This window comes from Acidimicrobiia bacterium (assembly GCA_041393965.1).
Classification (GTDB): Bacteria; Actinomycetota; Acidimicrobiia; order Spongiisociales; family UBA5794; genus UBA5794.
The window spans coordinates 587488-600739 of the sequence record JAWKJB010000001.1 but is presented as its reverse complement, the minus strand read 5'-3'; the positions used below and the strand labels follow the sequence as shown (position 1 = coordinate 600739).

Genomic DNA, 13252 nt, shown 5'->3' with positions numbered 1-13252 from the left:
TGAACCTACCTCGCTCATTGCAGCGCTCCAGCGATCCGCTCTGCGTCGATGCGGAGCATCTCGGCGAGCGACGACGCCTGATCCTCCGGCCCCGACAGCGACCCGATGAACAGCGGCACGATCGACGCACCACCCTCGACGCCACCAGCCACCGCCTCGGCGAGAACGACCGGGTCCCCTGCACCGGTGAAGATCACGCCGATCTGCTCCTGGTTCATGACCGCGGTCAGGTCGGCGAGATCCGAAGAGCTCGGGTTCCCGAGGCTCGTGCCGCCGGGAATGACGCTTCCGACCACTTCGAAACCGAAACGGTCGGCGAAGTATCGGAGCGAGTCGTGGTTGGTGACAAGCCGTCTGAGTTCCGGGGGAACACTCGAAAGCACCTCCGCCATGTCGTCACTCGTTGTCTCCATCGTGGCTGCGTACTCGCGGGCCCGGCCATTCCAGTCGGTTTCTGGGTCAATGGCCGCAAGGGCATCAGCGATCTGGAACGCCCCGGCCGCGACCCGTTCGGGGTCCATCCACACATGGGGGTCACAGGCATTCTCTTCGAGGCAGCTCGTGCCTTCCCATGACCGTGGATCGACGAGCGGGCCAATCGCAAGGACCGTCTGCCCATCGGCGGCCAAGGCGTCGAGGACCTTCTCAAGGCCATGTTCGAGACCAAGGCCGTTCGCCACGACGAGGTCTGCGGTCGCCATCGCGGCGACCTGCTCCGACGACGGTTGGAACTCGTGGGGATCGGTTCCAGGGGGCATCAAGCTTCTCACCGTTGCGTCGGTTCCGACGATGGCTCGCACGACATCGGCCCAGATCGTCGTGGTCGCCACGATCACGAGCCCGCCGCCATCAGGCGGTTCGGCGTCGGAGCACGCGGCCAGCATGAGACTCACCGTGACCACCACGACAAGGAACCGTCGGGCCCGAGTCGAGCCGATCTGTCGCCATGGGTTCTGCATCATATCCGTCCTATAATGAGAACGGTTATCGTTCTTATCTGAAGCATAGGGATGCACCGTGACCGTTCACACACAGATCCGTGATCGCCTGACGCGCAGCGGCATTCGCTACACGCCGGGTCGCCGTGTCGTCGTTGACGCCCTCGCCGACGCTGACGGACCGCTCTCGGCCCAGGAGCTCGGCGACAAGCTCTCGGTGCCCCTCTCGTCGATCTATCGAACCCTTGCAACGCTCACCGATTCGGGCGTCTTGACTCCACACCTGTCGACAAAGGGGCTTGCCCGCTACGAGCTCGCCGAATGGCTGACCGGCCACCATCACCATCTGGTGTGCACCGAATGCGGGTCGGTGGAGGATGTGGACCCTGCATCGGTGCATGAGCACGACATCGAACGAATCGTCGCTGCGATCGCACACGACGCGTCGTTCAGCGTCACGAATCATGCGCTTGAGATCGAAGGGGTGTGCGCCGAATGTCGGTGACCGCGGTTGTCGCCGAACGCATCGTGCTCGCCTACGGCAAACACATCGCGATCGACGAGTCCTCGTTCACGGTTCCCGCCGGATCCGTCACCGCCGTCATCGGTCCCAACGGTGCAGGGAAGTCCACCATCCTCAATGGCATCGCTGGCCTCATGCGTCCCGTCCGAGGCTCCCTGCACTTGTCCGGCATCGGAGACGATCGGCGTCGTATCGCGTATGTTCTCCAGACAACGAAGGTGAACGAAGCCCTCCCCATCTCGGTCCGTGAGGTCGTCACGATGGGCCGATACGCCTCGGTCGGCTGGCACGGGAGGCTCACGGCTGCCGATCGTGCTGCCGCTGCCGCCGCGATGGACAAGATGGGCATCACCGACATCCAAACGCGGCACCTGCGCGAGCTCTCCGGAGGTCAACGCCAGCGCGTCTTCGTTGCTCAGGGGCTTGCCCAAGACCATGATCTGTTACTCCTCGACGAGCCGCTCACGGGGATCGACCTTCCGACGGCTCGCGCAATCGACGCCGTGATCCACGACGAAGTGGCCGCCGGGGGCACGGTGATCATGACCACCCACGACCTGTCGGAGGCCGCGGTCGCGGACCATGTGCTGCTGATCTCGGGACGCGTCGTGGCCGAGGGCAGGCCCGACGATGCGCTCACCGTTGCCAGCCTGACCGAGGCGTACGGCACCACGCTGCTCCATGTCGGGGACGAGGGCGGTGTCTTCGTCGACGACCCAGCGCATGCACCCGTCGCGGGTCGTCACCTGCACCGTCATCGCACGATCCACACCGAGAGCTCACCAACCGACCTCCACGGCGAATAGCTTCAGCCCGGGAGATCGCGGCGAACGAACACGAGTCCCGCGCACCCGAAGACGGCTGTCCCGATCGCCCCCATGATGGCGATGAAGCCCCAGTTGACCCCGTGGATGAGCGGGTTCTCTCCCCAGTAGTAGTACCAGGGCGACAGCTCGGCCCAGCCTGCCGCCTGATCGAAGAGCGGCAGCATCGATGCGGAGATGTACGCAACCGCGGCGATGGCCCCAACGACCACCATGGCCTTCGCGCGCTTTCCAACGAGTGCCGATACGGCCACTGTTGTCGCTGCGGCCATGAACCCGAGCAGTGCGAGATGCAAGGTGGCGCCCCAGATGAGGTTCGCGTCGAGGTCCAGACCGATCACGATGACCGCCAGCCATGACAGCAGCCCCATGAGAGCCGATGCCACCAGCATGTGAACAACCACCGCCCCCGATTTCTCCGCGAGGATGCGAGTCCTGCTGATCGGGTTCGCGGCCAGCATGCCGATCATCCGCTCTTCCTCCTCGGATCCGACCGACCGCGCACCGTCAACGAGTACGAGCGCGACAATCGCAAAGGGCGCAACAATGCTCCACATCTCGGCCGAGAGCCACCCGGCTGGTGTGGCGAGGCTGGCTCCACCGAAGAAGTCGGCAAAACCGGACCCGAGGTCGAGCTCTTTGAGGGACTCCTCGAGCGACGGGAACATGGCGGTGACCGCGAACGCCATCAGCCCGACACCGACTCCGGTGAGGACCGTCATCGTCGTGCGGTCGGCGAGGCTCTTGGCAAACACCGACCGGATCGAGACCCGTCGATACCACGAGAGCGGCACAATGCCCGAGGTCATGCCTTCATCCCTTCAGGTCCCTGCGAACCAGTCCGAGCGGCGCAAGGTAGGTGAAAAAGGCGGCGGCACCAAGCGATACGGCGAGCGCCCACCACGAGATCCCGTTGTTCAACGGATCGGTACCGTCGTACAGGTACCAGGGGGTGAACTGGGAGACCGTCGCAAGCGACGGATTGACCGCGAGAATCGTGGTCGACAGCCACGACGCGGCCACAATCCCCCACGCGACGCCCATTCCGACGCCGGATCGGCCCGTCCACGCGGCAAGCGCCATGGCGAAGGCACCCATCATCAGGCCGAAGCCGATCAGCATCACCGTGAGTGCGAAGAGGTCACGGTGACCGGTCGGTTCGCCGATGATGAGAATCGTCCCCCCGATCCCGATCCAGGTGGCCACGGCAATGGTTGCGGTTCCGAGCGCGACGACTGCCCACTTCGACCACGCCACCCCCGCACGGGTGACCGGGTTCGCAAGCAGCAGGTCCAGTGTCCCGTTTGACTCTTCACCGACGGCCGCCGCGACACCCCCGCTGATCGCGAATACGAGGACCGTCGCGGGTGCAATGATCGCGTACACCGCACCGACAGCCATCCCGACGGCAGTCCCATCGTTGGCGCCGTAGACAGCCCGAAGTGCCTCGGGCATGCTGTCGAACAGGCTCGTCATCGCGTCCCCGAACCCGTTGTAGGCGAAGATCGCGACGCTGCCGTAGAACACAACGAGCACAACGGCTGTCGCCGCGGCCCGGGAGCGATCGAGGATCGCCTTGGCGAAGACACTACCGAGCATGGAACCGTGCCCCGCCACCCGTTGGATCGCCCTCTTGGGCCCGATTGCCGCCCGCGTGGTCGTTTGCCTGATCGTTCCGGTAGTAGGTGAGGAAGATCTCCTCGAGGTCGGCGTCGCGGCTGTGGATGTTGAGCACCGAGTGGTTTACGACCACTCGCAGCAGATCGCCGACAGGTCCATCGAATGACACCGAGACATGGGTACCTCGTGCGTCGACGCTGCGAACACCGCTGACGCCGTCGAAGACCGACGCGGCAACATCGTGTTCGAACTCGATGTCGAGACGCCGGATCGCCTTTCGTTTGAGGTCATCGACGCGCTCGACGACGACGAGGTGGCCAAGCCGAAGAATGGCAACCCGGCCGGCAACCCGCTCCACCTCACCGAGCGTGTGGCTCGAAAGGAAGACTGTACGCCCCTCATCTTGCGCCTCGCGATACATAGCCTGGAGCTCGGTTTGGACGAGGGGATCGAGGCCGGTTGCGGGTTCGTCCAAAAGCAGCACCCTCGGCTTGCTCATGAATGCCTGAATGAGGCCGATCTTCTGCTTGTTCCCGGTCGAGTAATCCGAGATCTTCTTGGTGAGATCGGCTCCGAGACGCTCGGCGAGCGCGTGAACATAGGCATTGTCGACACCGCCTCGGAGGTTGGCGAAGTACTGGAGGTACTGGCCACCGGTGAGGTTTGGATACATGGAGTATTCCGCAGGCTGGTACGAGATGTGTCTCCGAAGCTCGACCGATTGGGTAGCCGCGTCCATCCCGAGCACCTCGGCGGACCCGGATGTTGGCGTGATGTAGTTGAGTACAGCCCTGATCGTGGTGGTCTTGCCGGCTCCGTTCGGACCGAGAAAGCCGAAGATCTCACCTTGCTCCACTTCGAGATCGAGATCGTTGAGTGCCTTGGTGTCGCCGTAGTGCTTGGTCAGCCCCATGGTCCTGATCGCTGGAGGTTCAGCCACTCCGTGCACCCTTCCGATCTCGCTCCGCATCGTGAGCGTATCGCGTCGATGCACGGGGCGGCTTCGCCGCCGTGTCTCGGCACGCGACCATCGCGCATCGACGGCGATGCCAAGGTCCGGCATCGACGGTCGGTGCGACGGTCAGGAACGCGTCGCCCGTCGAACCACCCAGCTGGCTGCTGCCACGACGATCACCGATCCGATCAATGCACCGACGATGCCGCCCCAATCGAACTTGTCGGCATCGCCGATGCCGAGGAGCCCCGTGAACAGCCAGTAGCCGACGAGCGCGCCGACAAGACCGAGCACGATCGACGCGAGCCACGACTTCCATCCGGCGAGTCCACTGAACGCATCGTTTGGGACAAGGGCTCGTGCGACTGCGCCGCACACAAGGCCGAGCAGAAGTGCCCCAATCATCGGTGATTCCGGTCTATGGGGTGCGCGAGCAGCCCATCGGCGCCGAGCTTCGGAATCGCCCCGTTGTGGAGCGTCACCAGGTTCGGCTCGTCACGCCTCCGAGCAGGACGGACATGAGAACGCCGAGGGGAAGCACCTCGACATACCCCCAGCTCCAACCCACATTGCCCGCAAACAGCATGAACAGCCAGGTCGCGGGGAAGGTGAAGATCGCGAAAGCGACGACCATCACGATCAACGACTTGATGAAGTCACCCATCTGCCACTCCTCCGTCTCGCTTGCCCCGAAACGCTACCACGACGACCTGGCGGTTTGTTGGATCGCAGTGGTTTGTGCTTTGACGACCGAGACGATCGGCGCGACGATATTGTCGTGATCCCAACAGTCATCGCTGCCGGTTGCATTTTCGGCTTCTGGGCTGGCCTCCGTCATCAGCCGCGGAGCGCTGTTGCGGGTCTGGTGCTGATGATGGTGTTGTGGCCGATCGCCCTGTGGGTCGACGATGTCGCCCCGTCCAGCGGTTGGTTTCCATGGGTCATCGGTGCCGCCTTCCTCGCAGGCGCAAACTACGGCGCTGGGGTCCTGTTCGGGGTGGCAGTCGTCGGTTCCGTCCGGTGGGTCAAGAACCTGCTTGCACCGAATCGTCGATCCGAACGAACAGCTGACACCCCGCCTCGTGCGGATCGCGCGGCGTGAGCCCCTCGATCGAGATGCCGTCGAGGCGGTCAGCGACACCCTGACTCATGCCGAGATGTAGCCCACAGATCGTATCGGCATCTGCCGCCGCGGCCTCGGCAAACGGACACGCGTCGAGAACGATCTCAAGGTCAGAGCCATGCGCAACACCAACGGGCTCGAAACCCCCGCGGGCGATCGCTGCGAGGAGCCGGTCGACAGCGGAAGAGCCTTCGGGAGCTCCGACCTCGATCCGATTCCCTGCGCGACGCCCCACCTCGACGGCGTCGTCGCCGGTGGCAAGCATCTCGAGCAGCAGCATGGTGAGGCGTTGATACGGGCCGTCGACATCCCAGCGCGAATCGGCCGATGGATCGAGCGAATACAGCAGCTTCGGACGCCCACGCCCTTCTGCCTTTGCCGTGGACTCGACCACGAGACCCACCTCGACGAGTTTCGCGAGGTGTTGACGGATCGCGTTGTGGCTGACCCCGACCGAGTCGGTCAGGGCGCCAACGGTCACCGGGTCCTCGGCATGCGCGACGAGACGGAAGATGCGATACCTCGTCGGATCGCCGAGCGCCCTTGCTTGCTGCTGAATGGCCGCCTCGGACATGTGCCTCCTACTTACTGAAGATCACACGCCAGCTGTTGGGAGCCAGTTCGTCGACACGGTGTGTGAACCCCTGCTCGCCGAGGACACCTTCGAGTGGCACCGGTTCGAACGGTGCGTACACGACAAGGACCTGACCGTCCTCAACGGCGGAAGCCGCCGCCATGATCTCGCCGAAGGGCTCGCCACCGGCGGCGATCGTCGGCCTCGCATCGATCACATGCGCGACGCTCGTGATGTCGACCTCCCATCGGTCGGGACCGCTCTCGACATACTCGAAGACGAACTGATCCGGGTATTCAGCCTCGATCTGATACTTGAGTGGAACCGGGTCGTGGTCGTTGACGAGGGTCAGCTTCTCGCCCGCGGCGAGTTCGTGCAGCTTTTCGAAGATGCGAGGGTGCTTATCCTTCGGCTCGATCACCCGCACATCGATGGTGGCTGATGCCATGGCCTTGCTCCTTGGGTTGGCCAACAGTATTTTTCTAGTGTATACTTGTTTTATTCCAAAGGCAAACGGACGAGATCGATGACCCAACCCGGCATTCCCCTTGCGGCTGCTCCCGGCAGTGGCCCCGCCGCGGTGCCGCCTCAATGGATTCCTCTCGGATTCATGCTCGCGGCTGGCGTCGGATTCACCGGTGTGGGCTTCTCGACATGGTTCGGCGCAGACAAGTGGGTGCTCTCGCCGTTCCACAGCGCCGTCGTGTCAACGGCGCATCTCGCGATGCTCGCCTTCCTGACGACTGCCGTCCTCGGGGCGCTGCACCAGTTCGGACCGGTCGTCGGTCAGCGACCCCTCCGGTCGATTCCGGTTGCCGTCGCCACCATGATCGGCATGATCCTCACCGGTTGGCTCCTCCCGATGGGTTTCGCGCACGGCCCAGAATGGCTCGTTGCGACCGGCGCGACCATTGGCGTCACCACCGTCATTCTTGCGGCATGGAACCTGTCGGGGCCGTTGCTGTCACGCGTCGGTGGAGTGCCGGTCGTTGGGCTCCGAATCTCGGTCCTCTATCTCCTCGTGACCGTTTCGTTCGGCATCGTCTACGCGTTCAACCGAGAAGGTGGCTGGTTTCCTCTTCTCCCGACGAAGATCCTCGCCCATGCCCATCTCGGACTCCTCGGATGGCTCGGCCTCACCTACATCTCGGTTGCCGAGAAGCTGTGGCCGATGTTCCTCCTCGCTCACCGGCCTTCGAACCGATCGGGCGCGGTCGCCGTCGCGGGCGTCGCGATCGGTACCCTCCCACTCGCACTCGGCCTGTTGTACGCCAACCCCGTGGCAGCCTGGATCGGGGCGGTGTTCGTTGTTGTGGGGCTCGCCGCCCATCTGATTTCCCTTGCCGCTTCGGTCCGGCACCGCCGACGAAAGCTCGAACTCCTGCATGCATTCCTCTTCGCGTCCACGGCCTTCCTTATCGCCGGCGTAGCCCTCGGGGGAATTGCGGGATTCGGTGGCGTCGATGCACCGCTACGGTTGAGGATCGCCGTCGCCGAGATCGTTGCCATCGCCTCGTGGCTCGGCCTCGCCATCGTCGGACACGCACACAAGATTGTCCCGTTCATCACCTATTCGATGCTGCGGGCGAGAGGGATCAGGAACCATGTGTCCGGTCGTCCGCTGCTGTTCAGCGATCTGTACAACAAACGCGTCGCCTGGGTCGTCCTGTTTGGTTGTGCCATCGGATTCACCGGCGTCCTCGTCGGCACCCTCATCGACTCGTCTTCCGTCGTCGCCGTCGCCGGGATGCTCATCGCGGCGACGGCCGCCACGGTGACCACGAACTTCATCGTCGGAACACGGTCGGCACCCGTGTCGCCACCCGATCCATCCTCGATTGATCACACCACCATCCCCGTGAAAGGAACCGCATGACACTGCCAACCGAACCGATCCGAGCCGAGCACCGGGATCTCTTGCCCCACCTCGAGCACCTCGAAGCAGCATCGCGCGAGCTCCCGTCCTGGGATGCCGCAACGGCGGCCGCACGGCTGCCTCGCTATGTCGAGTTCCTCAGCGGACATCTCATCCCACACGCCGTTGCCGAAGACGAGCATCTCTATCCGGCGATCAACGAGGTCGCAGGATCCCCGGTCGCGACCGCGACGATGCGGGCCGACCACGATGAGATCGCCACGCGCGTCGGTTCGTTCGCGGCATCCGTCGACGAGGCGCTCGAAGACTGGGATGGCGGCACACACGCCGGCGCCCTCGCCCATCAGCTGGCCGGGCTGTCGGCGATCGTGAGCCTTCACTTCAAGAAAGAAGAGGAGGTCCTTCTCCCGCTTCTCGATGAGGCGATGACACCAGCCGAAGTCGCCGCCATCTACCAGCACATGGGCCACGCGCACGGTGACCACGACCATGGGGAGCACGAACACTGATGACCACCGACACCGACGCCATCAAGACCCGGGTCCTCGACGCGCTCCGCACTGTCTGGGATCCCGAACTCGCCATCGACATCGTCACGCTCGGACTCGTCTACGACACGCGCGTCGTCGACGATGCCATCGAGGTCGACATGACCCTCACCACACCGGGATGTCCCGTATCCGATTCACTTCCTGCGGAGGCGACAGCGGCCCTCCAGAGCGCGTTCCCGCAACGGAAGGTCTTCGTGAATGTCGTGTGGCACCCGCCGTGGGACCCGTCGCGGATCGGTGCGGACGGGTCAAACATCACGGGCGTGCTCGGCGGCATGTGAATGTGCGAATTCTGCAATTGCAGGCGGTTTCCTGAGATCGCCCGCCTCGGTGCCGAACACGACAAGATCGGGCTCATCGCAGACGACATCCTCGACCCCCCAGCCTCTGGGGAAGCCACCACCGGCGAGTTGCTCCGGGAGCTTCGCGACCACATCGAACCCCATGTCAGCCGAGAGGAAGACGGTGTGTTCGTCCAGGCCCGCTCGGTTGGGATCGCGCAGAACTACTGGGTCGAGGACCTCGAGAGCGATCACCGGCGATTCGCTGAGATCCTTGAGCGGTCCGAATCGCTGACGCCCGATGAGATCGAAGCATTCCTCGATGACCTCCATCGTCACATCGCGATCGAGGAATACGACCTGTTCCCCGCCCTTGCCCGCACACTCGACGATGAAGACTGGGCCGCGATCGAACAGCGACTTGGGAACGCGGGTACCTGATCTACCGCGGTGGGGGCTTGCGGAGCGACGCGAGGCGTCGACCAAGATCGATGATCCATAACGCAAGGAAGACAGTTGCGACCGGAGTCCATCCCGCAACGAGCGCGACACCAGCCGCATTTGCCAGGATCACCGGCAGCCACGGATTCCCGGTCATGCGGTCGAGGTTCGCACCGATCGGCGGTCCCACCAGAACAGGAACCAGATACGCCACCGACCCCACGATGACCTGCACCACACCGACGACGACCGCCGCAGCGGTCCATCCCGAGAAGTGCCCGAGTGGCTGTTCGGTGAGGAGCCCGAAAGCGTCCACGCACGCCCACGCCACCAGCCAACAGACACCGGCGAGGACATGGAAGAAGGGCAACCCTCCCCGAAGCCCCTTCCGTCCGAGCCTCCCAACGATGCCGACGACGATGGTGGTGGCCGCTGCGGCGACAAGCAGCGTCCCGGCACCGATCGTCCACAAGGGTGCGAACAACCCGGCAGCGATCGCCACGACGCCGCCGACCCCGAGCCACCACGCAATCCGCGCCTCACGCCTGCTCACCGCCCGATGTTTGACGAATGTCGGCAGCAGCGTCGGGAGAGTTCCGACGACCGTGAGACCGATCAAACCGACAAGATTCAGATGCAAATGCACCTGTCGGAAATCGCCATATCGGGACGCCACCGACCCCGTTCCCAGCAGAACGCCGAGTGTCACCCCGATGACACCAGCAGACAACGCAACGAAGTAGAAGCGTATCGAGAGGTCGAAGCGGCGAAGCAACGACCGTCGAATGGTGCCAAGGAGCGCGGCACCGAGCAGGATCAGCGCCACAACCACCGCGGTCCCGCCCGACCAGACGATCCAATCCCTGTTCGTAGGAATGCCGACAAGTACAAGAGCCACCCCGACCCACAGGACGACACCCTGTGTGATGATGAGAGGCCGCCGCGGGGCCCTCGCCGACGACCAGGTGATCGTGAACATCTGGGTGGCCCCCGAGATCGCCGACAACGCCGCTCCCGCCATCAGGGCGTGGATCGGACCCCACCACGAACCGCCGCGAATCGCCACGCCGATCGCCCACGCCACGCCAACGACTCCGAACACGCCTGCGGCAAGGAGCATCGCGGCCAGCAGCCGGTGCGATTCGACAACGCGTGCCCGTCCCTGCCCGCGATCACCGGTCCTGATCTGCATGCCTCAACCTCTTCGACACCGCTGCCCATGATGGTCGAATCGGGGAACCTGCCGACCGATGGCTCACAAGCGCCCGACCAGAACTTTCGATCGGACCGTGGGACAACCCTGATGTCACTCGGTAACGATCGGTCAGATCCCGGCGAGGGGCCCATCGTCGACCAGGTGGCTCTCGGCGCCGCAGAACTGGCATGTTGCCCGTCCCGCAGGGACCATCGAACCGCAGGACTTGCATTCGGATGCAAGCACCGTCTTCTTGCCGTCCTTCGAACCGTCGGCCATGTCGATCTCGGCGATCCTTCGGCGCAGTTGATCCTCGGAGTAGCCACCCTCCTCAAGCAACGACCACATCGCCTCCACCACGAGCAGGAGTCGATCGACCCTGTCGTGGACCTCGAGAACCTCGATCGTCGACGCACCCGGCGCGCCCGCCGCCGTCGACGCGAGCCTCGCAGACTGCGTCCCATGCTGGCCCAGGACATATCCGGTGAGAAACGGCAAACCCATCGTGTTGGAATCGACGCATCGGCGGCTGGACTTGAACGATCTCGACGCACAGCGGTACCGGGGACTCGGGGCTCGTGCGCCAACGGCGTGTCCCGTCTGGGAAACCAGCGATCGGTATATTGGTCGCTTGGCATAGGAGAATCTCATGGCGCCATCCAAACTGCCAGGCAAGGTCATCGGCTGGCGCGAATTCATCGATCTGCCGGATCTCTGCCCGGTTCCGATCAAGGCGAAGATCGACACCGGTGCGAGAACCTCGGCGCTGCATGCGTTCGGCTTGCGGGTCAAAGAAGTCGAAGGCATCCCCGTCGCGAGGTTCGAGATCCATCCGGTACAGCGATCGTCCCAACGAGCGGTTCGGGTTGCGGTTCCGGTGCACCGCTGGCGCCGGGTGAAGTCCTCCAACGGTGTCACCGAGCGACGCCCGTCGATCATCACCCGCGCCCATGTGGGCAGCACTGCCTGGGACATCGAATTGACCCTCACATCGCGTGACACGATGGGGTTCCGGATGCTGCTCGGACGGTCGGCGATCAGAGGGAGGTTCCTCGTGCACCCAAGCCGGTCCTTCATCCTGTCGGAGAGACCCCAGCAGGTGAAACGAGGCTCTCAATGAAGCTTGCGATCCTTTCGCGAGCGCCGTCTGCGTACAGCACCCGTCGCCTCAAAGCGGCAGCAGCCGATCGCGGGCATACGGTGCGTGTCCTCAACACCCTCCGCTTCGCCATCGATCTATCCGGCGACGAACCCGATCTGCACTACCGGGGCAAACCGCTGTCGGATTACGACGCGATTCTGCCCCGAATCGGTGCTTCGATCACCTTCTTCGGGATGTCGGTGGTGCGCCAGTTCGAACAGATGGATGTCTACACACCGAACACCGCAGCGGGGATCGCCAACTCGCGGGACAAGCTCAGAGCGATCCAGATCCTGTCACGACACGAGGTCGGTATTCCGGGAACCATGTTCGTCCGGCACAAGGCCGACATCCTCCCGGCGATCGAGCAGGTCGGCGGAGCACCGGTCATCATCAAAGTCCTCGAAGGCACGCAAGGCATCGGCGTGATCCTCGCCCCCGACACGAAGGTCGCGGAGGCGGTGATCGAGACACTCCACTCCAAGAGCGAGAATGTCCTGATCCAGCGGTTCGTCCAAGAGAGCCGCGGACGCGACATCCGAGCGTTCGTGGTCGGTGACCGGGTCGTCGCCTCGATGCGGAGGAAGGCGGTCGGCGACGAGTTCCGTTCCAATGTCCACAGGGGTGGGACGGCCGAGGTCATCGAACTCGCCCCCGAATACCAGCGGGTGGCCGTACAGTCGGCCCAGATCATGGGCCTGCGGGTTGCGGGTGTCGACATGTTGGAGGGAGCCGACGGACCACTCGTGATGGAAGTCAACAGTTCCCCTGGCCTCGAGGGGATCGAGACCGCGACCGGCCTCGATGTGGCAGGCGCCGTTGTCGACTTCATCGCGAGCCAGGTCGACTTCCCGGATGTCGATGTGCGACAGCGCCTGACCGTCAGCACGGGATACGGAGTTGCCGAGTTGCTGGTACGCGACGGTGCGAAGATCACCGGACGCACGATCGCGGACTCCGGACTCCTCGACCGCGACATCGTCGTGCTCACCCTCACACGGGGCACGACGGTGATCCCGAATCCAAGGACCTCCCGGGTGCTCGAGGCCAATGATCGGTTGCTGTGCTTCGGCAAGCTCGAGGAGATGCGGGACCTCGTGCCGGAACGACGCAGACGCAGAGCCCGCCCTAAGGTGCAGCAGCTTCCGAAGGATCCTCTTGCGGCACCCAAGCATGACCCCTTGGCCGGTTCAGATGGTTGACCGGGTCC

At 64.0% G+C, this 13252-nt stretch carries 18 protein-coding genes; 8 read left to right on the top strand and 10 right to left on the bottom strand.

Annotated features, from left to right (window positions below; genetic code table 11):
• Positions 1–14 precede the first annotated feature (14 nt).
• Entirely contained in the window at positions 15–962 is a 948-nt protein-coding gene (locus R2823_03235; GenBank protein ID MEZ5175200.1) for a metal ABC transporter substrate-binding protein, read from the bottom strand.
• A gap of 55 nt (positions 963–1017) precedes the next feature.
• On the opposite strand from R2823_03235, the gene R2823_03230 reads away from it, so the two are divergent.
• Complete coding sequence (locus tag R2823_03230) at positions 1018–1443, top strand: Fur family transcriptional regulator (GenBank protein MEZ5175199.1); 426 nt, start codon at positions 1018–1020, stop codon at positions 1441–1443.
• Positions 1434–2267 (top strand): metal ABC transporter ATP-binding protein, encoded by an 834-nt coding sequence (locus R2823_03225; protein ID MEZ5175198.1) that lies wholly within the window; start codon positions 1434–1436, stop codon positions 2265–2267. The genes R2823_03230 and R2823_03225 overlap by 10 nt, the downstream gene beginning before the upstream one ends.
• A gap of 2 nt (positions 2268–2269) precedes the next feature.
• Here R2823_03225 and R2823_03220 read toward each other — a convergent pair whose 3' ends face one another.
• The 7 genes from R2823_03220 to R2823_03190 all read right to left on the bottom strand — a co-directional run bounded on the left by R2823_03220 (position 2270) and on the right by R2823_03190 (position 7005).
• On the bottom strand, positions 2270–3094 hold the full coding sequence (locus R2823_03220; protein MEZ5175197.1) for an ABC transporter permease subunit: 825 nt from the start codon (positions 3092–3094) through the stop codon (positions 2270–2272).
• A 4-nt stretch (positions 3095–3098) separates the two neighbouring features.
• Positions 3099–3884, bottom strand: coding sequence for an ABC transporter permease subunit (locus tag R2823_03215; GenBank protein MEZ5175196.1), 786 nt, complete (start codon positions 3882–3884; stop codon positions 3099–3101).
• Entirely contained in the window at positions 3874–4845 is a 972-nt protein-coding gene (locus tag R2823_03210; GenBank protein MEZ5175195.1) for an ABC transporter ATP-binding protein, read from the bottom strand. Before R2823_03210 ends, R2823_03215 begins: the two co-directional genes overlap by 11 nt.
• Positions 4846–4986: 141 nt before the next feature.
• Positions 4987–5265 carry a GlsB/YeaQ/YmgE family stress response membrane protein gene (locus tag R2823_03205; GenBank protein ID MEZ5175194.1) on the bottom strand — a complete coding sequence of 93 codons (279 nt, stop codon included), beginning with the start codon at positions 5263–5265 and terminating at the stop codon, positions 4987–4989.
• A 73-nt stretch (positions 5266–5338) separates the two neighbouring features.
• Positions 5339–5524, bottom strand: coding sequence for a hypothetical protein (locus R2823_03200; GenBank protein MEZ5175193.1), 186 nt, complete (start codon positions 5522–5524; stop codon positions 5339–5341).
• 361 nt (positions 5525–5885) lie between these two features.
• On the bottom strand, positions 5886–6557 hold the full coding sequence (locus R2823_03195) for a helix-turn-helix domain-containing protein (protein MEZ5175192.1): 672 nt from the start codon (positions 6555–6557) through the stop codon (positions 5886–5888).
• 7 nt (positions 6558–6564) lie between these two features.
• Positions 6565–7005 (bottom strand): DUF2249 domain-containing protein, encoded by a 441-nt coding sequence (locus R2823_03190; protein ID MEZ5175191.1) that lies wholly within the window; start codon positions 7003–7005, stop codon positions 6565–6567.
• A 78-nt stretch (positions 7006–7083) separates the two neighbouring features.
• On the opposite strand from R2823_03190, the gene R2823_03185 reads away from it, so the two are divergent.
• The 4 genes from R2823_03185 to R2823_03170 are packed head-to-tail and all read left to right on the top strand — an operon-like array spanning position 7084 to position 9706.
• Positions 7084–8433: a hypothetical protein gene (locus R2823_03185; GenBank protein MEZ5175190.1), complete on the top strand. Its 1350-nt coding sequence runs from the start codon at positions 7084–7086 to the stop codon at positions 8431–8433.
• On the top strand, positions 8430–8942 hold the full coding sequence (locus tag R2823_03180; protein MEZ5175189.1) for a hemerythrin domain-containing protein: 513 nt from the start codon (positions 8430–8432) through the stop codon (positions 8940–8942). Before R2823_03185 ends, R2823_03180 begins: the two co-directional genes overlap by 4 nt.
• A complete protein-coding gene (locus tag R2823_03175) occupies positions 8942–9265 on the top strand; it encodes a metal-sulfur cluster assembly factor (protein MEZ5175188.1) in 324 nt (107 codons plus the stop codon). Before R2823_03180 ends, R2823_03175 begins: the two co-directional genes overlap by 1 nt.
• Complete coding sequence (locus R2823_03170; GenBank protein ID MEZ5175187.1) at positions 9266–9706, top strand: hemerythrin domain-containing protein; 441 nt, start codon at positions 9266–9268, stop codon at positions 9704–9706.
• 1 nt (position 9707) lies between these two features.
• Here the strand turns inward: R2823_03170 and R2823_03165 are convergent, their stop codons facing one another.
• Both R2823_03165 and R2823_03160 read right to left on the bottom strand, forming a co-directional pair.
• Positions 9708–10898: a hypothetical protein gene (locus R2823_03165; GenBank protein MEZ5175186.1), complete on the bottom strand. Its 1191-nt coding sequence runs from the start codon at positions 10896–10898 to the stop codon at positions 9708–9710.
• Between the two features lie 132 nt (positions 10899–11030).
• On the bottom strand, positions 11031–11405 hold the full coding sequence (locus tag R2823_03160) for a hypothetical protein (GenBank protein ID MEZ5175185.1): 375 nt from the start codon (positions 11403–11405) through the stop codon (positions 11031–11033).
• 145 nt (positions 11406–11550) lie between these two features.
• On the opposite strand from R2823_03160, the gene R2823_03155 reads away from it, so the two are divergent.
• A complete protein-coding gene (locus R2823_03155; GenBank protein MEZ5175184.1) occupies positions 11551–12021 on the top strand; it encodes a RimK/LysX family protein in 471 nt (156 codons plus the stop codon).
• Entirely contained in the window at positions 12018–13244 is a 1227-nt protein-coding gene (locus R2823_03150; protein MEZ5175183.1) for a RimK family alpha-L-glutamate ligase, read from the top strand. Before R2823_03155 ends, R2823_03150 begins: the two co-directional genes overlap by 4 nt.
• Positions 13245–13252: the final 8 nt, after the last annotated feature.